This is a genomic window from Propionivibrio dicarboxylicus, from assembly GCF_900099695.1.
GTDB lineage: Bacteria > Pseudomonadota > Gammaproteobacteria > Burkholderiales > Rhodocyclaceae > Propionivibrio > Propionivibrio dicarboxylicus.
Window position 1 is genome coordinate 27180 of sequence record NZ_FNCY01000007.1, and the last position, 22451, is coordinate 49630.

At 48.3% G+C, this 22451-nt stretch carries 21 protein-coding genes; 7 read left to right on the forward strand and 14 right to left on the reverse strand.

The genetic code is table 11. The annotated features are described in order from the left end of the window. Window positions 1-56 precede the first annotated feature (56 nt). From BLR25_RS20965 to BLR25_RS09805, 14 genes are all read right to left on the reverse strand, one after another. Complete coding sequence (locus BLR25_RS20965) at window positions 57-1409, reverse strand: DMT family transporter (protein ID WP_143009814.1); 1353 nt, start codon at window positions 1407-1409, stop codon at window positions 57-59. Continuing rightward, window positions 1406-2596 (reverse strand): hypothetical protein, encoded by a 1191-nt coding sequence (locus tag BLR25_RS20970; RefSeq protein WP_176785825.1) that lies wholly within the window; start codon window positions 2594-2596, stop codon window positions 1406-1408. Before BLR25_RS20970 ends, BLR25_RS20965 begins: the two co-directional genes overlap by 4 nt. Window positions 2597-2715: 119 nt before the next feature. Continuing rightward, window positions 2716-2961 (reverse strand): hypothetical protein, encoded by a 246-nt coding sequence (locus BLR25_RS09755; protein WP_143009816.1) that lies wholly within the window; start codon window positions 2959-2961, stop codon window positions 2716-2718. A gap of 560 nt (window positions 2962-3521) precedes the next feature. Further along, window positions 3522-4172 (reverse strand): glycosyltransferase, encoded by a 651-nt coding sequence (locus tag BLR25_RS09760; protein ID WP_091937070.1) that lies wholly within the window; start codon window positions 4170-4172, stop codon window positions 3522-3524. Between the two features lie 43 nt (window positions 4173-4215). Then, window positions 4216-5217, reverse strand: coding sequence for a glycosyltransferase family protein (locus tag BLR25_RS20975; protein WP_143009817.1), 1002 nt, complete (start codon window positions 5215-5217; stop codon window positions 4216-4218). A gap of 131 nt (window positions 5218-5348) precedes the next feature. Continuing rightward, window positions 5349-6569 carry an oligosaccharide repeat unit polymerase gene (wzy, locus tag BLR25_RS09765; protein WP_143009818.1) on the reverse strand — a complete coding sequence of 407 codons (1221 nt, stop codon included), beginning with the start codon at window positions 6567-6569 and terminating at the stop codon, window positions 5349-5351. A gap of 111 nt (window positions 6570-6680) precedes the next feature. Next, the gene (locus BLR25_RS09770) at window positions 6681-7421 is read right to left on the reverse strand and encodes a hypothetical protein (RefSeq protein WP_143009819.1); all 741 of its coding nucleotides are present in this window, start codon (window positions 7419-7421) and stop codon (window positions 6681-6683) included. Beyond that, window positions 7418-7975: a haloacid dehalogenase-like hydrolase gene (locus BLR25_RS21940; RefSeq protein WP_091937076.1), complete on the reverse strand. Its 558-nt coding sequence runs from the start codon at window positions 7973-7975 to the stop codon at window positions 7418-7420. The genes BLR25_RS09770 and BLR25_RS21940 overlap by 4 nt, the downstream gene beginning before the upstream one ends. Continuing rightward, window positions 7968-8894 carry a hypothetical protein gene (locus BLR25_RS20980; protein WP_143009820.1) on the reverse strand — a complete coding sequence of 309 codons (927 nt, stop codon included), beginning with the start codon at window positions 8892-8894 and terminating at the stop codon, window positions 7968-7970. Before BLR25_RS20980 ends, BLR25_RS21940 begins: the two co-directional genes overlap by 8 nt. 12 nt (window positions 8895-8906) lie before the next feature. Further along, a complete protein-coding gene (locus BLR25_RS09785) occupies window positions 8907-10421 on the reverse strand; it encodes a lipopolysaccharide biosynthesis protein (protein ID WP_091937081.1) in 1515 nt (504 codons plus the stop codon). Between the two features lie 27 nt (window positions 10422-10448). Further along, window positions 10449-10865 carry a GNAT family N-acetyltransferase gene (locus BLR25_RS09790; protein ID WP_091937083.1) on the reverse strand — a complete coding sequence of 139 codons (417 nt, stop codon included), beginning with the start codon at window positions 10863-10865 and terminating at the stop codon, window positions 10449-10451. Then, complete coding sequence (locus BLR25_RS09795; protein WP_091937085.1) at window positions 10862-12058, reverse strand: ATP-binding protein; 1197 nt, start codon at window positions 12056-12058, stop codon at window positions 10862-10864. The genes BLR25_RS09790 and BLR25_RS09795 overlap by 4 nt, the downstream gene beginning before the upstream one ends. A gap of 2 nt (window positions 12059-12060) precedes the next feature. Next, entirely contained in the window at window positions 12061-13176 is a 1116-nt protein-coding gene (locus tag BLR25_RS09800) for a DegT/DnrJ/EryC1/StrS aminotransferase family protein (protein ID WP_091937087.1), read from the reverse strand. A gap of 204 nt (window positions 13177-13380) precedes the next feature. Continuing rightward, entirely contained in the window at window positions 13381-13746 is a 366-nt protein-coding gene (locus BLR25_RS09805) for a MarR family EPS-associated transcriptional regulator (RefSeq protein ID WP_091937089.1), read from the reverse strand. Between the two features lie 294 nt (window positions 13747-14040). On the opposite strand from BLR25_RS09805, the gene rfaH reads away from it, so the two are divergent. The 7 genes from rfaH (at window position 14041) to BLR25_RS09840 (ending at window position 22447) form a co-directional block, all read left to right on the forward strand. Further along, window positions 14041-14538 (forward strand): transcription/translation regulatory transformer protein RfaH, encoded by a 498-nt coding sequence (rfaH, locus tag BLR25_RS09810; RefSeq protein ID WP_091937091.1) that lies wholly within the window; start codon window positions 14041-14043, stop codon window positions 14536-14538. 395 nt (window positions 14539-14933) lie between these two features. After that, window positions 14934-16709 carry an ABC transporter ATP-binding protein gene (locus BLR25_RS09815; protein ID WP_091937093.1) on the forward strand — a complete coding sequence of 592 codons (1776 nt, stop codon included), beginning with the start codon at window positions 14934-14936 and terminating at the stop codon, window positions 16707-16709. Between the two features lie 10 nt (window positions 16710-16719). Then, window positions 16720-17718 carry a UDP-N-acetylglucosamine 4,6-dehydratase (inverting) gene (gene pseB, locus BLR25_RS09820; RefSeq protein WP_091937095.1) on the forward strand — a complete coding sequence of 333 codons (999 nt, stop codon included), beginning with the start codon at window positions 16720-16722 and terminating at the stop codon, window positions 17716-17718. Next, window positions 17652-18896: a UDP-4-amino-4,6-dideoxy-N-acetyl-beta-L-altrosamine transaminase gene (gene pseC, locus BLR25_RS09825; RefSeq protein ID WP_245715521.1), complete on the forward strand. Its 1245-nt coding sequence runs from the start codon at window positions 17652-17654 to the stop codon at window positions 18894-18896. Before pseB ends, pseC begins: the two co-directional genes overlap by 67 nt. Next, a complete protein-coding gene (locus BLR25_RS09830; RefSeq protein ID WP_091937099.1) occupies window positions 18893-19555 on the forward strand; it encodes a class I SAM-dependent methyltransferase in 663 nt (220 codons plus the stop codon). The genes pseC and BLR25_RS09830 overlap by 4 nt, the downstream gene beginning before the upstream one ends. Beyond that, on the forward strand, window positions 19545-20423 hold the full coding sequence (locus BLR25_RS09835; protein ID WP_176785826.1) for an aldo/keto reductase: 879 nt from the start codon (window positions 19545-19547) through the stop codon (window positions 20421-20423). The genes BLR25_RS09830 and BLR25_RS09835 overlap by 11 nt, the downstream gene beginning before the upstream one ends. Continuing rightward, window positions 20420-22447 carry an aminotransferase class III-fold pyridoxal phosphate-dependent enzyme gene (locus BLR25_RS09840; RefSeq protein ID WP_091937103.1) on the forward strand — a complete coding sequence of 676 codons (2028 nt, stop codon included), beginning with the start codon at window positions 20420-20422 and terminating at the stop codon, window positions 22445-22447. The genes BLR25_RS09835 and BLR25_RS09840 overlap by 4 nt, the downstream gene beginning before the upstream one ends. The last annotated feature ends 4 nt before the right edge of the window (window positions 22448-22451 follow it).

A 22451-nucleotide genomic window follows, 5' to 3' on the forward strand; every position in this document is an offset into this window, starting at 1 on the left:
AATCTCTACTTCTCGCCGCTTCGGCTTTCCGGGAGGACGTCAGAAACTTGAGAAGATCACTCACTAAGCCATTGCCTCAATACATCAAAAACCTCTCTGTTTGATTCTACTTCTTCAATTCTTGGCATGGAAGATCTGGAGGCCACAATAAGAGGCACTTGATCATCCGTCAGAGCAGCGGATATTACGCACGGTGAGTCAAATTGAGCCGATTCTCTGGCACACCACATAGCCTGCCTGAGGGGATGGTCAGAAAATATAATGATCTGAGGCTCAACTTCGTTTTTTTCGAATTGATCCAATAGGTCAGAGAGTATATTTTCTGTCAGCTGTAAGTTTCGAGAGTATTGTTCTGCGATGCTACCCGTCCCTTGTGCAGGAGGATGAGGCAAAGGCAAGTGAGCGAACAATACCCCACCATCGAGAAGCGTTGGCGCACGCCACAAGCTGGCAAGAACTTGGTCTCTAAGTTCTTGCCATGCTTCATGAGAGCGCTCCTGACAGCGACGCCCCGTCGGTTCGATCTGCACCCCGGATAGTCGTACCGCAGCACAAGCCCATCGATCACCATCAAATATTGCCCTAGGTGCAACTACAGATCGCTTGCAATAACGCAGGCCCTGAATTGCACAATATGGTTGAAAAAAACCCACTACATCTACATCATTTCTACGAACCTCTATTTTTGAAAAATCAAGCACTGCCGTTTGAGCACAAATGCGCGATAGACCACAAGCGCGTGCTTTCCGAAAATCCTTGTCAGCGAAAAGTACGGGTACCACTTCAGCGGTTGAGTTGTACGCCGGCGTCACGGGCTTATAGCTTACTGTCAATCCGTGGGAAACCAACACCCTTTGCAGTCCTTGACTGGCCTGGGCGTTTAACTCGTCCAACAACAAGACCACCATTGCGGTCTTTCTTGAATACTTTGATCCCCCAGTGGGTAGCCATACAACGGGTTCTGCAAAGATGTACCCGAAGATCAAAGTAGATGCTACGATCAAAGAGGGTAATATTCCCACCAAGCCACGCAATTTCCCCCAGAGCGTGGCCGAAGCAGCATAATTAGCCCACAATCCAAAAAAAAACAGCGTCAGAAACGCTATCGCAGTCGTAGCCACACCAAACTCCTGGACCACAACCCCCTCGTAGCCACACCAAAGGCCGATTATTAGACTCACCCACAACCAGCGCCGAGCGAAAACGTAGACTTGGCCTAGCTCAACCCAACGCATAACAGCGAGCACAAGCCCGGATGCGATAAAATAAACAAATAGAAAGAGATCGTTAAAGGTGAAGTCATAGATCCCGTGATAGAACTTCCCGAGCAAAGTTGGAGCAAACAAAGCCACTACAGCGGCACTTCCAGCAGAAATGTCCCAAAGCAGTTCTCTGTCCGCCACCTTCAATTGCACTTCTCCAACAACGCCAGAATCCGATGCCCACCAGAAAGGCTTATCTCCTCCTGCAATTTGAAGCCCGCGCTCAAAAAAGCTTGCCTTTGTTTGTCAAGACTAAAGTCGTCCGCATTCCTGCACCGTTGCGCGCAAAGTTGCAGGAGTTGCGAGTCTGTAGGGGCCAACCATTCTACGATTAACCAACGTCGAGAGCACGCTGCCGCAAAGTGCGCCACATTTTCCAAGCTTACCGCGGCGGAAACAGCCAGATGGTGCAAAAGGGCGAGCATCAACACAACGTCTGCGCAAGATTGCAGACGCTGCATAAGCCCAGGATGCTCTTCCCCCCCCCAGCCACGCCCCGAATGTATGTCATCTAACCTTGCCAATACCGGAAAAAGCGCTAGGTTATTCCTACGCTGAAGGTACATGGATTGCACTGCGTCGTGATCCCCATCGAGAGCAATCACTTTTGACCCTACGTCCAGTGCTAATTGCGAAAACTCTCCTGAATTACACCCCAAATCCAGGCTCCAAGAGGGGCATAGACGAACAAGCCATTGTGCCACCTGCTCACGCTTTTCCTTCAATGCGATCGCACTGTAATGATTTCGATCCGACGTGTATCGACTCCAAAGTGTTGAGCATTTCGATAAAGGCCGTACGCTATCGAGCATCCAGCGCAGAGACGTAATCAGGCGTCGACGATAAATCGGTGTTCGAACATGCGCGGGACCTAATTGACCAGAATCAGCGGATTGAGAGTTCCCGTCAACCACTAATGGCCAGCAGCGTGATAAAAACCTCCGCCAACCCAATGTCTCTCGAACAAACTCTGGCTGCGCGCCCTCGCGAAACATCCTAAACACGTCGCGCGATTCCATACCAGTTGTGCGCGCTAACCAAAGTGGTGAAATGAAGTGTCGAACAAACTGTCCTGCCGCCCACCAGGCATGGGTCCGCATAGGCTCCAGCGATGTCAGATCGCAAAAAACCGGCTTACATCCGTCAAAGATGACATTCCACGCACTAGCATCTTTGAGATCAGCGTCAACTCCATTGGCCCGTTCTAACAAATCCAGAGTCAAACAAGCCGCGTCAAACAGTTGGGCGCCACACCACTCTTCGGGAGAAGTCACGAAGGGAATTCGTGGAGAACACAAGCAGCGTTGATCAAGCCAATCAAAGGAAATCAGCATCCCTTCGTTTGCCCAAATTCGAGCGTGTTTGCCATAAAGGGGGTGGTTTGCAGGCATCTCCTCATATAAGAGACGATGCACTACCCCAACCCCCAATTCCAAGCGAGCTTGAGGGTCCCTCATTTGCCCTTGATCCAGTCAATCAGATTTCTTATAGCCCGAATCGGATTGCGAACAAAAATCAGCACAGCCCCAACACCCGCAATCAGGCCCTGCCAGATCAACATGCCACTACCAGGATCTACGTAAGCCCAAGCGCTCTCCGCAAACGTCAACCAGAGGAATGTAATGCGGAGCACAATTCGTAGGAAGAAAGCTCCATCTGCTTGGTATTTACACTGAGTCAGCCGTTCGAATTCTTGCATTCTGTAAATCATTCATAAAGATATCTTGTTGACACAGGTCGGAGTCGCCTCTAAAGACGACATCCACAGCCTTATGCGACAAGTCTGGCGAAATGCCGACGATCACCGTGTTCCAGCGACGAGGGCAAACTGCAGTGGACAGAGTTCTTGCTATGAGTAGCACTAAGTCTATATATCCGTGCCCACATACACGAAGGAAAACTCACATTTTCCGCCTCCGGCAATCTTGCTCGACGGCCTCTAGCTCCTTCAAGTAGCGAGGGAGTCAGCATGGACGCAATTTTCCGGACCGCAAATCGAACGGCGACAGAGAAACAGCCACTGCACATGGCCAACATACCCACAATAGACATTGTACCAGCACGACTTCAACCTAGTTACCCAGCGAGAAGTAGCAACGCAAGCTATTCTCGGGTGCCATCACTCTTTCCGAATTACCTACACAGAAGAGCTTATCGAGGCTGATAATAAGTTCGTCGAGCAGCGCGAATCAACTGCAAACGTAGATGCCACTGCTGAAAACCGCAGCCCTGGTGCCCGTTAGCATTTAGAAACATCCGCTACAGACCAGTCAAGAATCTCATTGCACTAACAACGTGCCAATTATTCTTGCCCATACGCCGACAAATGTCGGCACCTTCCAAGTACATATAGAAGCGACGAGAATCAAAGCCGCCAACTTGCTGAAATGCTTCCCTACGGAACGCTATAAACATGCCTGCTACCCAGTCCACTTGATACGGCGCAGATTGGATATCGTAGTCCGATTTGCGTTGTCGAAATACTACGCGCCGTGCAAATCTAAAAAATGTAGGAAACCTCCTCGCACTATCCTCAACCGCCCCCTCTGCAGACAAAACCACAGGCGCCACTGCTGCAACCGATTTACTCTTGAATGGATCTAATAAGACAACGAAATCCAACGATTGAATCCGGATATCTGGATTAACTACTGCAAACCAAGCAGTACTTGCATACTCAAACGCCGCGTTATGGTTCTCTCCAAAACCTTTAGGTGAAGCATTACGAATGATATGTAACGGAAATACGAAGCCTTGGTACAAAGACTCATCTTCCGGAAGATTTACGGTAATAATTACTTCAAAGTTTCGTTGTGATAACGCAGCTAAGTCGTTCAGCAACTCTCTGACAAGAGCGGCCTGACCGTGACTGACGATAGAAAGTGTAATTTTCTCTGCTGACTGGAACATAGACGATTGAGTATCAAAACATATAAGGAACCAACGAGCGGCATCAGCTAAGGTCGATGGAGGAACCTAACCGACGAATCTCATCATTCGCGCTAGCGTAAGCCGCAACCACATCTCTCGGAGGCGAATACTGAAAAGGACTACCCTCATCTCCGTGTCGCGGGAGCGACTGCACAAGAGCATCAATATCGGGATGAAACCGCGCACCGCCAGTGAAGAATTCCCTAAACACCGGTCGATCAAGTAATTCAACAGGCATCTTGGCTAATAATGCAGATGCAATTGGCCGCCCGAATCCTTCCTGTTCTGCGGCCGATGCTAATACATCAACGCAATTCATAAAATCATTCAGAGTCACATCATCACTTTTGACCAGTTCAATGCGAAGATCAGGGAAAAGCTTACAAATATAACTGAAGTAATCAGTTAGGTGCCCATAAACACGAAAGACTAGGTTCTGCGACAGTACGGCACGCCGAACTGCTTCAAATAGTCGTTCGTAATTCTTTTTACTGGAATCAGTGCCTAACAAACCCACGCATGTGACGCCATCTAGCTTACGCCCCACTAGGTCAATCGCAGCTGGGGCCGGAAAACGATTCGGCGCAAAAAACATCCTATGATCCGGAATTCCAAGATCCGCAATAAAGGGCATGGCATCGCTGCGATTAATGTATCCAATTCGACAGTTAGACAGGAGCAATGACCATCGGAGCAAACACTTTTTAAACCGTGCAAGTTCTCCGATTTCGAATGGATACGCGTCATGCAGTATAATCAATTGCGTATCGAAAAATGGAATCGGATGTGATGTTGGGGTGTACAACAGATCTCCGCGCCGATTCGAAATTCGAAGCCGACGCAAATACTCCATTACCGAACAGCCAACGACCTCGGTGTTAGGAAAAGCCATTTTTACCCGCTTTTCCAGAGACGGGCGAACCAATATTGTTCGAACGAGATCAACATTTTCATTCAAATAGTCGAGCCCGTAGAAAAACAAGCCATTAGTTGCTTTTATATGGAACAGATTTGCCGTTATCACAAAAAACTCTTAGTAAGTATATTCTGGAAAATTATTTTCAACCCTACAACAATTTGTCAAGAGGCGATAAAAACACAACATAGCAAGAAACCTAATTAAAAAACTTCGCCAATCCATTGATGTCCTAAAGCCTAACGCGGAACTCTAAACTTCGCGACGAGCAAATGCATAATTAAAAACAACACACACGAATAAGTAAATAAAACAAATGCACCATACCAACCTGGTATTAACAGTACGAGCACCATATACCAAAATATATCTTTAGAAATTTCATTTCCGGATACCATTCTGAAAGCTAAAGAAGATACCAGCACGAGACCAGTTCCATAAATCACATGAAAAATGCAAAAATACGGCAGAACGAAAAACCATCCAATAAATGTAGGATTTGAATTCCAATTCTCAACCAATGAAAATGGATCTAATATATTAGCTATCGCTTGCCCAATATCAAGCTTATGAGGCTCAGAAAATAGCCTATCGAAAGCTAAGGAATGCAGCCCTTCTGCCCAAAACGGATAGACATTCCCGTCCATGACCATCCGCTCTAATTCAGTTGACAATTCATAAGTAGAAATCGCACTAGAAATAAGCTGAATACGATTACCAATCTGTGAAATCGCAATCTCGAGCAGGGAAATAACATCAACATCAACATGTTGAGAGAGAAAACCATCTACAGTTACATCATCCAGAAAGGCGTAATAGCGGACAAAAATTTTTCCAAAGTACAAAACGGGATATGCCACGACGCAAGCGAAAAGAATAGCTAAAAATCTAGGGAATGTTAATCTACGCTTCCTAACAAGCTGGCAAGACTCGATAAACACAATTGTCAAAACAATGCCAAACCAACCACGAAGCAAATTCGAAACCAAGTTTACTCCCAGGTTGTATTTAAAATACTTCTCGTCTCTGTACGCACCATAATATAGTAAAAAAATAACATCAATGGGAATAAGAACCCAAATTTGAGAAATAAGTGAAGCATCGCTGGCGCCAGAACCAGCCAAACGTGACCCGCTAAAAAAGGAATATGCCGCAAAAGAAATTTGTAACACCAATATCAAAATGCCAATTCTATCAATTTCAATTTGGCTCGGAACAACACGGAACGAGATCGGGAAAATTCGATAAGAAAAATTGAAGACAATGAGATTAAAATATACAAACGACATCACAAGCAATACAAGAATGAAGAAAATTGGTGTACTCTCACCAATTTGCACAACGTTGGTTTCACCGTACAACCTATTTGTCGAAAAAATTAGCACCGAATAATAGACGTTAATCACCACATGCGCCAACAACCATATCAATCTCGGCTTTCTTCTGAAAATACTGGCCAATGTCATATCCTAGCAATAGTCGTTAACAAATATAAAAATATGGGATAAAGCCATTAAAAACAAAACTCCACTCAACAGACACCTGTCGAACAACATACACAACTCGCAATTTTACAGAGTCCTAACCTTTATAAAATCACGAAAAATTGATTTCGCATGATTAAGAAAATACGGCACCGCAGCAACGACAAGAAATGGGTCTACAAATAATAGAAGCGTAAGAAAACCAAAATATATCTGCAAAGTTATCGACTTAAGCGTTTTATCATCAACCAGGACAATTTCTTTTGCCCCAAGGTAGTGCAATAACTTAATTACCAAATGCGGCATCGCGGAAAAAACAAAATACAGACAATTCGGCCCAAGCAGTATAATCCTTGAGACAATTTTTAATCCATTTAATACAATAAAGGTAATAATTCTTGCACGAGGAGACCGGAGTTCGTTGTGTATTATAAAAAAGGGAACAATGCAAGCAGTGATAGCAATAGATTTTAGAATATCTCCGCCGCCGAGAGATGCCAAATAGTAGAACACAAAAAATACTACCGGAACACGATAAATAGCAAATGCCAAATAATTAAATTCAGAAAACTGGCTCCTAATGGTCGCTCCACTACGCTCCTTTTCCGCTTTGTAATCATTGTGCAGATATCCAAAATCGTAAATACCATACACCAACACAAAACCAAACAAAACAAACTTGACATTAATAGAGTTGATGACAGCGATTAATAAATACGGTGCAAATTCCATTAACAGCAAACCGACCATACGTCCTACCGAAAAACGAGGCGAATATCGATAGAAAAATACAGCCCCAGGAAGAATACCGAGGATAAATTCTTTCATCTAGCTATTGTGAGTGTAAAGTTATCTAGAACGAGATAATTTTTTGACAAATTATAAAAATCCAGAGGGCTATCAGAATAAATCGACTTTATCTTCCGCCCCTGTAACTCAAGGAGTTTATAAATCCTGTACTTTTTACCGAGCAAATCACTATAGAGAAAGCCGAATATGGATCTACTTGAATAGACTGGAATATTTAAATGGAGCGACAAATGTTTGACGACGTTACTAGGCGCCGCTGTTACCATTACCATTTCAATGCCAAGCCTGCGGTAACGGTCGATTCTATTTATTAGCCTCAAGTTAACCATGTTCGCGTCACCCATAATATCAATCGTAAAACGCTGAATATCATGATCGCAAATAAGAAACATCACGAAGTACTCAAATCGCCTCCTCAAACTACGATGTGGGAGCGCGGATATTATTGCGCACACAATCTTGTACGAAACACGCCGCAAATAAGAGCCTCCAAGCCAATTACTAATAATCAATTCATGCAAATTTTTTTTAACCAGAGTTTTATCGATATCAAAAACAATAATATTACTCATTTTCGAATTCCGTTAGCCATTTCTCCAACCTGCAAACGGGATCCAGATGTTCGCTCATGCAATGAACTGCCAAACCGGGGATAGGGGTTAATAGCACTCTCTTTAACTTAACCGTTAGGCGCTTAAACATTTGGTGATCATTTTTCGTGGAATATAGATATTTAAAATCCCGATTAAATACAGACTTCTTGAACAAAAATGTTCCACACGTCGAAGGAGCGCTAACCCAATGTCTAGTATTGGTGACAAAAATAGTTGATTTTTTATAATTATTAGGCATCTTGTATCGATCTGGATGATCGTAAAGTGAAATATAATCGAACTTAATTTTCGAGTTGCTTAGCTCAAATACCTCATCGACCCAACCATGGGCGTGCAAATAGTCATTTTCGAGAACATAGACGATATCATCATCATTGGAAACAACGGAGTTAATCGCATCAAACATTGCCAGAACGGACTCAACAGCTGACGTCGCATCAACGATTTTAACGGTTACGTCAACCGAACAATTCTCCAAAAATTTAGATATCCCGTCCTCCAACAACTGTTCTTGCGTTCCATTATAAAAAATGAAAACCTTGACTCTATTTCTATTCCGACTTTCTGAAATCGTATCGATTAAATTAATCAAGCATTTTAGATGACTAAACCCTTCAGGCCTTGATTTGTTTGGAAATCTTGCTTTATCCTTACTGATGTGAACGTGCCTAAATATAACCACCAAATCGCCATTAACATTAGACGACGTCACATCGGCACCTCGTCTATTCACCATATTTATCGATCTTTTCACCCCTCCCCAGCACCATTTTAAGAATCGATTCGATTTAATTTCATTGATGAGCTCATGCTTCCTTAGTAAGGCCCGGCCTTTCAATGACACTTGAAATTTCTCTTTTGAAATGTATAACGCCACGAATGTCTTCCGCTAGTTATTCTCTGACAGCCTATCGAACACCGTCTTACGAATATTACTGGATCCAACAGCCCCGAAAACTAATGACATTAAATAAATGATCAGCAAGATGCTGATATCCAAAACTCTATCGCCTGTGAAATTTATCAATTCTTTGGAAGCATAAACAAAAATACAGCACGGCAAAGCGATTTTTAACAAATCATCACGTAACCACCTCAGATGCCCGTTTCTGAAGAGAGCCGAGTGAATCACAGGCGTCCACAACACAAGAGAAATCAAATTAATAAGCAGCCAACTCCAACATGCCCCTTCCACTCCAAAACGTTTAACTGACCAAATTAGAACGGGATAATAGACCAACGCGTAAATAAAATTTCCAATAACATGCAGCCTTATTTTCCCTTCTGCGTATTGCAATAACAGAGGGAGTGACGCGAGCACCATTAAGCAATTTCCTAACGTATAGAACGCAAATACCTCACTGGCTTGATCCGAAACTAAAGAGTTACCGGTCCATAACTCAATAATCTTGCCTGAATAAAAATACAATACAAGTGTCGCTGGAACTACCGCTACCGCCGTATATTGACTAACTCGTTTATAAAGAACCTGCATTTCCAAATGCATAGCAGAAGCATGGAGCAGGGCCATTTTCGGCACTGCTGCGCTCGTTATTGGCCCCCCTAACATCACTACACCACTCGCGAGAAGCACACCCACCGAAAAAAATCCATAATCGGACAAACTCAGAAGCTTTGAAAGTACTAATTTGTCAGACTGCGTAATTAGCGCCCACACCACTGACGTAAATGCAATCCCAGAAGAGAAACCAAACACTGGCTTCAATGATTCAACGACCGACTTTCGACTACTTCTAACTTCGCCAAAATTATTCCGAATTAATCGTCGACTTTTTTGGATCAACCCAAATACTTCGATCGCTGCAACCATGACCTGAAAAACAAAAAAAGCGATAAACGATCCGTCGAACACAACCAATACCGGAATAACTGCTACAAATCGAAGCGTAGCAACAATACTATTCCATCCACTTAACCACAAAAATTTCTCAAACCCGGTAACTGTAGCCCGGTAGAAACCCGACATCCATCGCATACAAATACTGCATGCCATCGCGACCAGAGCGAATTGAACCTCTGACACGTCTAGTCTATCAACATTGAGCCACGATCTCGAAATATATCCAGAAGAGGCCACCAGAAATACGCACCCAACAATTGCAATAAACATAAAAACTATATTAATTGCACGCAATACATCAAAAAAACCGGCAAAACCATCCACCCCACCTCTGGTTCTCGCCGTTTCTCTGGCCAATGTTGGACTAAGTCCAAGATCAAGCATATTGAATAAGGACTGAATTAACGCGAAGATACTTACTAGAGCATATGCCTCCACTCCCATCAATTTCAAGTACTGTGGCGTTGCCAAAATAGCTATTGCCGATACATATAACTGGCCCGCCAAATTTGATATTATATTCTTTCTTATATTATCAACCATTGATCAAAAATATTGTATAAACACAATTTAAATTAATTCGACTTCCATAAAAAAACTATCTTCACTACTATCCACAACTCTGAACCCATTTTTGCTATAAAATCGAATTGCGGCATTATTCACTTTCAACACTTCCAGCCGGTAGCGCTGAAACCCCTTGCTCTTACAAATCTGTTTTGAATAATCTAGCAGAGATTGACCCACTCCTGTTTTCCTCGCCGAATCGGCCACACATATCAAACTTAGATAACACAAAATCTTGTTCGGATCATTGCAATAAAAGAAAACAAATCCCAATAAGCTATCTGAGTTGTAAAGAGATAAAACCTCTGCATGTGTTGAAATTTTTGTTAAATACTCTCCTAGGTCTTTTCTGACAAACCCACCGCAATGGCGAGAATTTTCGCTTTCTATAAGAGCAATAATATCCTTATTTATCTTCACTCCACTTGGACCCTAATATCATTTTCCATGTTATCGACCATTTCTAACATTTCGTTCAAATCCTCAAATTTGAGAATCATTGTTCCAAGCGTGTCATTTGATCCGAGATATTTTCTTACTTTATCACCAGGCTTAACGTAAATATCCTGCTCGACAATTTTTGTTTGCACCCGATCCGAAAGCCACAATTCCTTGAAAACACCATCTTCCAGCGAATGCACCATATAGCTCGACCAAAATCCTTTAGCCGGCTCCATTTTCAATGCATGGCAAGGAATACCCACTGCTGCATCAACCGTATATTTGATCAAATCAATGCCTGTGGCATAGCGAATCACTTCAGGAATCAGGCACCCCCCATTACGAGGCCCCAATTCCAAAAAATAAAAATTACCACTCTCATCAAATACATAATCAAAATTGAGCGCACCAGTTTTCATGCCTAACAGGCTAAGTAAACGCTGCGATTCTGCGTGAGCCACCTCCAACCAGGGTTTCGGATGCGACGTGGGAAAAGTCTGACCAATTGGCACTAAGCCATTGCATAATTTGTCAAAATGTTCATCTGCCCAACTGCGAAAAACCAACTTGCCATCCACGATGAAGCCATCTCCCGCTACTTGGTAACGAGTACGGACAATTTGCTGTTCCACTACCACTAACTTTTCTCGCGAATAATTCAAGGCGTGATCGAATGCTTTATCGAACTCGCTAGCATTAGTTAGTTTGGTAACGCCTTTGCTGCCAGAAGAATCAACTGGTTTAATAAATGCAGGCAACCCGATTTCGCTTAGCCAAACGCGAGCCTCCTCACGATCGTAGAAAGACTGCGAGCGAGGCACATTGAAGCCATGCTCTTTTAAAAAGGCACGAAATAGATCCTTGCGCGCCAAAGTGAGGACTGATTGATAGGGATTTCCAGGCAAACCCATTTTCTCAGCGACATAGGCGGCCGTAGGCGCCGCCGGATCTGACGCATATGCAACGATGCCATCAATTTTCAGTTGTTTCGCGAGCTCGAGCACAGCATCTTTGTCTGTCGTGCTTACGTTATGCCATTCGTCTGCAAGCTTATGTCCTGGGTTATCTGGCAAGTAGTCACAAGTGATGATGTAATGCCCCTGGGCTCGCGCATAATGAAGAGGGGGAACCTGCGTTGGCGCAGCACCAAGAAAGAGAATTCTTTTTCCCATGTTCAAGTCCTTTCTATAATTAGATTGATAACCCGTTCAACAGCTTCGTCGCTGAGACTTGGATAGATCGGCAAACACAACACCTGCTCCGCAGCCTTGGCTGCCACAGGGAGATTTGAACGGACAGCTGACGGGAGCCCCCGATACATAGGGAAATCACTTATCAGCGGATAGAAATAACGTCTCGCATTAATTCCGTTATCCTTTAACTTTTGATAGAGCTCATCGCGACACATAGAGTAGTCGGACTCTACCAAAATCGGAAAATAGGAGTGATTGGCGACAATTTGTCCCGAACTAGAAACGCAGCGTATTCCTCTAACCCCACATAACCGACGACGATAGTGAGAATCAATTTCAGCACGGCGTTCCATTACATAAGGCATATGTTTTAGTTGTAATAGCCCGAAAGCAGCGTTAATTTCGCTCATCTTTGCGTTAATGCCAGGGGCAGCAACAGTAATCTCATCAACGAAGCCGAAGTTCTTCAGGTGATCGATCCGCCGTTTAGTTTTCGCATCCGGGCAAATGATAGCCCCACCCTCGAACGTGTTAAATACTTTGGTGGCATGAAAGCTAAGGATGGACAAATCACCATAATTAAGCACACTACCTCGTTGGCACTGCACACCAAAAGCATGCGCCGCATCATATATGACACGCAAGTTGTAGTTGTCAGCGATTTTTTGGATAGCGTCAACGTCGCACGGGTTCCCATAGCAATGAACCGGCATGATTGCAGTCGTCTTGGGGGTAATTGCGGCCTCAATCTTTGCGGGATCCATATTCAGTGTTTGCGGCTCCACATCGACAAAAACAGGTTTGTTACCGTGCCACAAAAGTGAATGGGCTGTTGCGACAAAGCTGTAGGGCGTGGTAATGACTTCTCCCGCAACCCTTAACGCTTGCAAAGCAGTGATTAGGGCCAGTGTTCCATTGGAGAAGAGAGCCACATATTCAACGCCCAAGTACTCACAAAGGGCTTGCTCCAATTGCTGGTGGAAGGGCCCTCCATTAGTGAGTATCTTATTTTTCCAAATATGCTCTAGATAAGGCGTGAATTCTTCTAATGGTGGCAGGTAGGGCTGTGTAACAAAAATAGGTTGAATATTATCCATAATTTTCTCTCTACCTTAAAGACGACATGCAGTATATTGTCGCTTATATTCCGTATTGCACCGTTTTTCCAGATGCTGCTCTACAAGCGAAGACGAATTCTCAGCACCAACCACAAACAAAAGATGCCTTGAAAAGCCTGCGCTGGTTAGCGTCCTCAAACGAGTCTCTGTACCACCGCGGGGAGTTGGAGGCGATCACATTGGTCATACTTCTTGACCAACCTTCGCGCAGGCCTTTTCAACCTCAGATCTCAGAGCCTCAATTTCTGCCTTTAACGCCTCGTATTCGTTCATCTTGCGCTGCAGAAAACGTTGGGTAATGGCCGCTTTTTCGGCCATTCCGCTCGGCGTGAGCACATAGACGTAGCCGAACTTATTCTTGGAGTGAGCGAAATTTTTCATCTTCACCAAACCTTTTTCAATCAGCGCTTTGAGGCAGTAGTTCAGCCCTCCGACGCTGATACCGAGTTTCTCGGCCAGTTCTCGCTGTGTGAGGTCCGGGTTATCTTGCAGGATCCGCATGATCCTAAAATGAGTATCTTCCTGGATTTTAGCTTGGCGACTAGTCATGTGGGCACATTGAGGCGCGGGACCGACGTCAATACCGCTTCGGGCACGCTACCGCCTTGCCGTGTCACGATCGGCAAGCGCGAGTAGCGAAAACGTTTCCTACAATTTCTGTTTGAACTTGAACATTCTACCACCTGTCATATACAGGAGTCCACTTCAGCAGAACTGTACAAGTACAACAACTGCTGAACTAATCTCTCGCCACACCAAAGAACTGCTCCCTGCAGATAAATTGCCGCATCAAGCCCCAAAGAGTAGAATCCGTCGCTGGCTGACTTTTGGGGAGGTTGCGCAATGCACTGGTATCTCGTCCATACCAAACCCAAACAAGAAAAGTGTGCGTTGGAGAACCTTGTGCGGCAAGGGTATCAGTGCTACCTCCCGACGCTGCCCTGCGAAAAAATCTGTCGCGGCGCGTTGGCGCTCAGCGAAGAGCCGCTGTTTCCCCGCTATCTCTTCATCCACCTCGGTCTGGATGACTCGGCAAAAAGCTGGGGACCCATCCGCTCCACCAAGGGCGTCAGCCGCTTGGTCAGTTTCGGCACATCCCCTGCCAAGGTGCATGACACCTTGATCGACCACCTCAAGGCGCATGAGGCCGATGTACACACCACTCCGGCGCGTATCTTCTCGCCGGGAGAACGCGTTTGCCTGACAGAAGTCCCCTTTGCCGGCATCGAAGGCATTTACCAGATGGCAGACGGTGAACGACGCGTCATGGTGCTGATCGAACTGATGAGCAGGCCGGTGAGCGTCCGTGTGGCGCCGACGGCATTACGCAAGGTAGGCTGAAAAAGAGACTGATGCCATAGTCGGTAAATCTGAGTTACCCCTATCGCATCCTGCAGCCGGAACATTCAAAAGAACCGGCGTTTGTGGCACAATCCGCCTTCTCTCAACGCAAATTTGGGCATCCCTCATTCGGTTTTGCTTTGTGCATCTCCAAAGAAGCGCGCTTGTCGATCGTAGAACGACAGGGCGGTAGCCTGCCCAACTTTGCCCTGAATCCGGGTCGCCTCCGGTTCGCGAACTTCAATCGACAGCCAAACACCATCGGCGGGGAGTTCCCGAATTGCATACGCATGGAGACAACCCGATCTTATCGGTAACAACGCGGCATCGATGAGTTGTTAGCTGTTATCCGGCGAATCGCCTTCTCACCCGCACATACCCCCTAAACAGGATCAATGCATCCCCATTCTTCTTTGACCTGTCTCCTGAGCGCTTTGTGGTCGCATATCGATCGCCATCAGCGCAGGCAACTATATCTTCTACTGACGTTGATGATGCTGGTCGCCGCAACAGAGATGATTAGCATTGGCGCGATCTTCCCCTTCCTTGCGGCTCTGACGGCACCTGAAAAAGTATTTGCCCATCCGTGGGGACAATGGTGCGCCAATGTTTTAGCGCTGACCAAACCGACAGACTTACTCGCCCCAATCACGATTATATTTGGCATCGCCATCGTGATCGCCGGTGCAATGCGGCTGCTCCTGGTTTGGGTACAAACGAAGATCGCCTATGCCATTGGCGCCGACATGGCACTCGAAGTCTATCGGAAGACTCTGCACCAGCCATATACCGTGCACACCAGCCGAAACAGCAGCGAAATCATCAACGGAGTCTACAGCAAGGCCGCCGGAATCAGCAGCTATGTCATTCTTCCGGTCATCACCATCATCAGTTCATTCGCCGTTGTTAGCGCCATTCTGCTGACGCTTGTCAGCGTAGACCCCGTTGTGTCATTGATCGCATTGACCGGATTTGCCGCCATATATGGCGGCGTAGCAAAACTTACGCACCGGCGTCTCTACGAAAATAGCCGGCTCGTCGCAGACGAAGCAGGTAAAGTTATCCGCTCGCTTCAGGAAGGACTCGGCGGCATACGCGATGTATTGCTGGATCGCAGCCAAGCTGTTTATTGCTCCATCTTTCGCCGTGCCGATCTGTCGATGCGAAATGCTCAAATCAACAGCGCATTCATTGCACAGAGTCCCCGCTTTGTCATGGAAGCGATGGGAATGCTCTTGATTGCCCTGCTCGCCTATCAACTGACCGCAACCGACGGAGGGGTAATCGGCGCCATGCCGGTACTCGGCGCCCTCGCTTTAGGCGCGCAGCGGATGCTCCCCCTGCTGCAGCAGTGTTTCCAGGCATGGTCTTCGATCAAATCAAACCAAGCCTCGCTCGCCGATACTTTGGCATTGCTGGAACAACCGCTCCCGACTCACCTGTCGGCGGACGATTTGAGTCTCTTGCCTCATCAACACCACCTGCAACTCGATGACGTCTGGTTTCGTTACGCGGCCGATTCCGATTGGGTTCTCAACGGGATATCGATAACCATCCCGAAAGGGGCAAAAGTCGGTTTTATCGGAACAACCGGTTGTGGCAAAAGCACACTCCTGGATATCGTCATGGGGCTCCTGCCGCCAACGCGCGGAAGACTTCTCGTCGACGGCATTCCACTTGACGACAAAAACCTGCCTCGCTGGCAGTTACATCTTGCTCATGTGCCGCAAGCTGTATTTCTCGCCGACAGTTCGATTGCCAGCAATATTGCTTTCGGGATTCCTGCGGACAAGATCGATATGGATCTCGTGACAGATGCCGCACGGCGGGCACAATTGCTGGACACCATCGAATCCTGGCCTGACGGTTTTTCAACGCAAGTCGGCGAACGGGGCGTACGCTTGAGCGGAGGCCAACGCCAGCGTATCGGAATTGCTCGCGCGCTATACAAGAAGGCCGATGTCCTGATATTCGACGAGGCCACCAGCGCGCTCGACAACGACACCGAAGAAGCGGTAATGAAAGCGGTCGATGCACTCGGAGCGGATATCACCGTGCTGATCATTGCGCATCGGATCAACACTTTAAGAAATTGCAACATCATTTTCGAACTCGGCAAAGGAAACGTCGTCCGCCGCAGTTCATATCAAGAAATCCTCGCCAATCCATGATACTGCAACCATGCTAAAGAACTCATCCATTCTCGTAACCGGCGGAACAGGATCATTTGGCAATACGTTCGTGCCGATGACCCTGGCCAAGTACTCGCCCAGAAGAATTGTCGTGTTTTCCCGCGACGAAATGAAACAATGGGAGATGGCAAAGAAATTTGCCGGAGACGAACGGGTTCGCTTCTTCATAGGGGATGTGCGGGATCGCGACCGTCTCTACCGAGCCCTCAACGGTATCGACTACGTTGTGCATGCCGCCGCCACAAAGATTGTGCCGACTGCCGAATACAACCCGTTCGAATGCGTCAAGACCAACATCAATGGCGCCATGAATCTCATCGATGCCTGCATCGACAAAGGGGTGAAGCGGGTTGTTGCGTTGTCCACTGACAAGGCGAGCAGCCCCATCAATCTGTATGGCGCGACCAAACTTGCTTCGGACAAGCTGTTCGTTGCCGGCAATTCATATTCCGGTGCGCACGACACCCGCTTTGCCGTCGTTCGCTACGGTAACGTCATGGGATCGCGGGGCTCTGTCATTCCCTTCTTCATGTCAATCCGCAATAGCGGCGTGCTTCCGATCACGGATGAGCGCATGACCCGCTTCATGATTTCGCTGGAACAGGGCGTCGAACTTGTTTGGCATGCGCTTGGAGACATGGAAGGCGGGGAAATCTATGTAAAAAAGATCCCGTCGATGAAAGTTGTCGACCTGGCCAAAGCGATCGCCCCAGAATGCAAATTGGATTTCATCGGTATTCGTCCGGGTGAAAAACTTCATGAGCAGATGATCAGTGAAGAAGATGCTCTTTATTCATACGAGTATCCGGAACATTTCAAGATTCTCCCGGCGATCCACAACTGGCATATGAGTCCCAATCGGATCAAGAACGGGACCAAGGTTGCCGAAGGTTTTTGCTACACAAGCGACAACAACTCGGAATGGATGGAAGCATCGGCCTTGCAAAGCTGGATTGCCGCCAACAGCGACAAAATCGGAAAGATCTGACGATGATTCCGTACGGACGACAGGACATAACAGAAGCAGACATCGATGCAGTCGTTTCGGTGCTCCGATCGGACTTTCTGACACAGGGTCCGGTCGTACCGCGATTCGAGGAGAAACTGGCTCGGAAAGTCAAAGTCGAGCATGCGGTCGCCGTTAACAGCGCTACATCGGCATTGCATATTGCCTGCCTGGCCCTCGAGCTCGGCCCGGGCGACATCTTATGGACGTCGTCGATCACCTTTGCCGCATCGGCAAACTGTGCTCTCTATTGCGGCGCAAAGGTGGACTTCGTCGATATCGATCCGAATACTTTCAACATATCGCCGATCAAGCTCCGCGAGAAACTTGAAGTTGCTGCCAAAGCCGGCCGGTTGCCAAAGGTCGTCGTCGCCGTTCACATGTGCGGACAGTCCTGCGACATGCGTGCAATTCACGCACTCGGACAGGAATTCGGCTTCGCCATCATCGAAGATGCGTCGCATGCAATCGGCGGCCAATATCTCGGAACGCCGATCGGGGACTGCCGATTCAGCGACATCACAGTATTCAGTTTCCATCCCGTCAAAATCATTACCACGGCTGAAGGCGGCGTCGCGACAACGCAGGACGCAAGACTCGCCGAGCGTATGCGTCTGCTGCGCAGTCACGGCATCAGTCGCGAACCATCGCAACTGACTCGCTCCTCCGAGGGGCCTTGGTACTACGAACAGTTAGCGCTTGGATTCAATTACCGCATGACGGAAATTCAGGCGGCATTGGGTGTCAGTCAGTTGGACAGACTTGATGACTATGTCGCGATTCGTCACCGGAAGGCGCAAGCATACTCCGAACTACTTGCCGGACTGCCGCTTGACACACCATGGTTACATCCGGACACATACTCCGCATTTCATCTCTATGTCGTTCGGCTGGACATCGATGCCATCGGCAAGCCCCTCGGATTGTTGCATGAGCAGATGCGGGCAGCAGGCATCGCCGTTAACCTTCACTACATCCCGGTACCCATGCAACCGTACTATACCGGCATGGGATTCGATGCGACCGAATGGCCAGAAGCATGCCGCTACTACCGCTGCGCGATGACACTCCCGTTATTTCCAACCATGCAAGAAGTACAGCAGATCAAGGTCGCAGCGACTTTGCGCACGATTCTTGAAGGCGGGAACTCGACACAATGAAAAGCACATGCCAAAGAGAGGTTTTTCTCGCATCCGAAGCCGATGCCTGGTTCGAACGCAACCATGAAGTCGTAGCCACACGCGACAAGGCCAGTGACCCTTTATACCAGGTACTGCAAGAGGTAATCCCCCCCCTGCTCGGCGAAAACACATCGCTATCGGTGCTGGAGATCGGCTGCGGAGAAGGGAAAAGGCTGGAGTGGATTGCCGCCGAATATGGCGTCAAGGTCGCCGGCATAGATCCCTCGGCAAAGGCGGTCGCCGCGGCACGCGCAAGGAGCATCGATGCCGTATGCGGCACAGCCGAACAACTGCCCTGGCCAACCGCATCGTTTGACATCGTGATATTCGGGTTTTGCCTCTACCTCTGCGACCCGGAAGATTTATTTCGCATTGCCGCCGAGGCGGATCGGGTCTTGAAAGCTCCAGCGTGGTTGCTGATTCACGACTTCCACTCATCTTCGTTTGTCCGCCGCCCCTATCATCACAAACCCGGCATCCTTTCGACGAAGATGGATTTTCGCCGCCTGTTCGATTGGCATCCGGCATACACCTGTTATGCACATCGGATCGGTGCTCACGGACTGCCAGAATTTACGGACGACAAGCAAGAATGGGTAGCCATTTCCTTGTTAAGGAAAAATCTCATTGACCGCTGAACACAAGCTTGCGCTGGGAACTGTTCAATTCGGTCTGCCGTATGGCATAGCCAACAAAGCTGGCCAGGTTCCAGGCGAAGAGGCTCGCGCAATTCTTCAATTCGCCCGCACTACCGGTATCGACACGCTCGACACGGCAGTCGGCTACGGGAATAGCGAGACTGTCCTCGGCGACATCGGCGTTGAACACTTCAAGGTCATTACAAAACTTCCGGAATTCAACGGACATGCCAAGGACATCGGTACATGGATGCGGGAAGAAATCCAGGCATCGAAACGCCGTCTGCGCCAAAAGAGACTCCAGGGCGTATTGCTGCATCGTCCCGCACAATTGCACGCGCCCTTCGGCCATGCCTTGTATGCTGAACTGTGTGCGCTCAAGGAAGCCGGAGAGGTCTGCCAGATTGGCATTTCCATTTATGAGCCGAGCGAACTTGACAGCCTGATCCCGAACCATCAGTTCGATCTGGTTCAGTCACCTCTGAATATTTTTGATCGACGCTTGATCGAGACCGGCTGGGCGCGGCGTTTGCACGACAAAGGCATCGAAATTCATGCTCGCTCCACCTTCCTGCAAGGGCTCTTGCTGATGCCAGCAACAGCGCGTCCGAAGAAATTCGAGCGTTTTGCACCTGTTCTGCGGGCATGGGACGATTGGCTGGAGAGGACGCGCCAGTCGCCCCTGGACGCCTGCATCGGCTATGTTGCATCGCACCCCGAAATTTCCCGCATAGTCGTCGGCGTCGACTCGGCCGATCATTTGAAGGAAATCGTGATCGCTGCCCAGACGGCTTATTCCGAACGCCCTGATTGGTCGTCGCCAACCGACCCTTTGCTGCTCAACCCCGCTCACTGGAATTCGCTATGAAAACCGTCGCCATTGTTCAGGCTCGCGTCGGCTCAACGCGCCTGCCTAACAAGGTCATGAAACCGATTTGTGGCAAGCCGATGATTGAATTGCTTCTCTCCCGCCTTGCCCAAGCGAAAGAGATCGATGAAATCGTCGTTGCCACCTCGGAAGATCCGCGTAATCAACCGATGATCGCGCTGGTGCGCGCGCTGGGATTTCGCTGTGTCGTCGGAAGCGAAAATGACGTTCTCGACCGATTTATCACGGCAGGAAGAGAATCGGGGGCGGATACGGTCATTCGCATCACCGGCGACTGCCCATTGGTTGATCCAGGGCTTGTCGATCGCTGCATCCGCGAGTTTGCAGCGCAGAACGTTGAGTATCTCAGCAATAGCGCTCCACCGACCTTTCCGGACGGACTGGACACCGAAGTCTTTAGCTTTGCCGCGTTGGAACAAGCCGCAATCGAGACGCAGGCGCCCTTCGATCGGGAGCACGTCACACCGTACCTGCGCAACTCCGGAAAATTCAAGTGCGCGACACTGACGCATGACAAAGATCTTTCCGCACTTCGCTGGACAGTGGACGAACCAGCCGACCTCACGGTCATAACCAGGGTATTCGAACATTTCTCCCCGAACATCCACTTCCCCTGGCTGGACGTGCTTGCCTTGCAAGAGAAGGAAAAGGAGCTATTCATGGAAAATCAAGAGATCACACGCAATGAAGGCGCAACGATAGGAACCGGCCAGAAACTCTGGAAACGCGCCAAGGAAGTCATCCCCGGCGGCAACATGCTGCTCTCAAAACGGGCCGAGATGTTTCTGCCCGACCTGTGGCCTGCCTACTTCTCCAAAACGAAGGGGTGCCAAGTATGGGATCTCGACGGGAATCAATACACCGACGTGTCGATCATGGGGATCGGCACCAACGTTCTGGGATATGGCCACCCGGATGTCGACGCGGCGGTCCATCGGACGGTTGATGCTGGCAACATGTCAACTTTCAACTGCCCGGAAGAAGTTTATCTCGCCGAAAAGCTGATCGAGCTCCACCCGTGGGCTGCCATGGCCCGCTTTGCCCGCTCCGGCGGGGAAGCCAATGCAATCGCCATCCGTATCGCCAGAGCGGCCGCCGGACGCGACAAGGTCGCCATCTGCGGATATCACGGTTGGCACGATTGGTACCTGTCGGTCAACCTTGGCGATAACAAGGGCCTCGACGGTCATCTGTTGCCGGGACTCGAACCAAATGGCGTTCCCCGCAATTTGCGTGGCACTGTATTCCCGTTCTCCTACAACAATTTCGCCGAACTGGAAGCACTGGTGAATGCGCAGGATATCGGTGTCATCAAAATGGAAGTTGTTCGTAATAACGGCCCCCAAGACAACTTCTTGCACAAGGTACGTCAGCTGGCCACTGAAAAAGGCATCGTTCTGATTTTCGACGAATGCACCTCGGGCTTCCGACAAACATTCGGCGGATTGCACAAGCTCTATGGTGTCGAACCCGATATGGCAATGTTTGGAAAAGCGCTGGGGAACGGTTATGCCATCACTGCAACCATCGGGCGTCGAGAGGTCATGGAAGCGGCGCAATCGACCTTCATCAGTTCGACATTCTGGACCGAACGCATCGGCCCGACCGCAGCACTGGCGACACTCGATGTCATGGAAAAAACCCGTTCATGGGAGAACATCACACAAACGGGACTTGGCATTCGCGACCGCTGGCAAAAACTCGCTGAAAAACACGGTCTATCCATCGACCACTGGGGTCTTCCTGCACTGACTGGCTTTAGTTTCAAGAGTCAGAATGCATTGGCCTACAAAACGCTGATCACGCAGGAAATGCTGCGAAAAGGCTTCCTGGCCGGAAACAGCGTCTACGTCTGTACGGAGCACACGCCGGCTGTCGTTGACGCCTATTTCACGGCACTTGATCCGATTTTCGCGACGATATGCGAATGCGAGAACGGACGCGACGTAGGCGAGCTTCTGGCCGGTCCGATCTGCCACGCTGGATTCAAGCGCCTGAACTAACGGC

Excerpts from the sequence above, each read along its gene's own strand:
- BLR25_RS09770 (WP_143009819.1), bottom strand. The coding sequence starts at position 7,421 with ATGAAAGAATTTATCCTCGGTATTCTTCCTGGGGCTGTATTTTTCTAT.
- BLR25_RS09805 (WP_091937089.1), bottom strand. The coding sequence starts at position 13,746 with ATGACTAGTCGCCAAGCTAAAATCCAGGAAGATACTCATTTTAGGATC.
- BLR25_RS09795 (WP_091937085.1), bottom strand. The coding sequence starts at position 12,058 with ATGGGAAAAAGAATTCTCTTTCTTGGTGCTGCGCCAACGCAGGTTCCC.
- BLR25_RS09840 (WP_091937103.1), top strand. The coding sequence starts at position 20,420 with ATGAAAACCGTCGCCATTGTTCAGGCTCGCGTCGGCTCAACGCGCCTG.
- pseC (WP_245715521.1), top strand. The coding sequence starts at position 17,652 with ATGGATGGAAGCATCGGCCTTGCAAAGCTGGATTGCCGCCAACAGCGA.
- BLR25_RS09815 (WP_091937093.1), top strand. The coding sequence starts at position 14,934 with ATGCATCCCCATTCTTCTTTGACCTGTCTCCTGAGCGCTTTGTGGTCG.
- rfaH (WP_091937091.1), top strand. The coding sequence starts at position 14,041 with ATGCACTGGTATCTCGTCCATACCAAACCCAAACAAGAAAAGTGTGCG.
- BLR25_RS09755 (WP_143009816.1), bottom strand. The coding sequence starts at position 2,961 with ATGCAAGAATTCGAACGGCTGACTCAGTGTAAATACCAAGCAGATGGA.
- BLR25_RS20970 (WP_176785825.1), bottom strand. The coding sequence starts at position 2,596 with ATGCTGATTTCCTTTGATTGGCTTGATCAACGCTGCTTGTGTTCTCCA.
- BLR25_RS09760 (WP_091937070.1), bottom strand. The coding sequence starts at position 4,172 with ATGTTCCAGTCAGCAGAGAAAATTACACTTTCTATCGTCAGTCACGGT.
- BLR25_RS09785 (WP_091937081.1), bottom strand. The coding sequence starts at position 10,421 with ATGGTTGATAATATAAGAAAGAATATAATATCAAATTTGGCGGGCCAG.
- BLR25_RS09830 (WP_091937099.1), top strand. The coding sequence starts at position 18,893 with ATGAAAAGCACATGCCAAAGAGAGGTTTTTCTCGCATCCGAAGCCGAT.
- BLR25_RS09800 (WP_091937087.1), bottom strand. The coding sequence starts at position 13,176 with ATGGATAATATTCAACCTATTTTTGTTACACAGCCCTACCTGCCACCA.
- pseB (WP_091937095.1), top strand. The coding sequence starts at position 16,720 with ATGCTAAAGAACTCATCCATTCTCGTAACCGGCGGAACAGGATCATTT.
- BLR25_RS21940 (WP_091937076.1), bottom strand. The coding sequence starts at position 7,975 with ATGAGTAATATTATTGTTTTTGATATCGATAAAACTCTGGTTAAAAAA.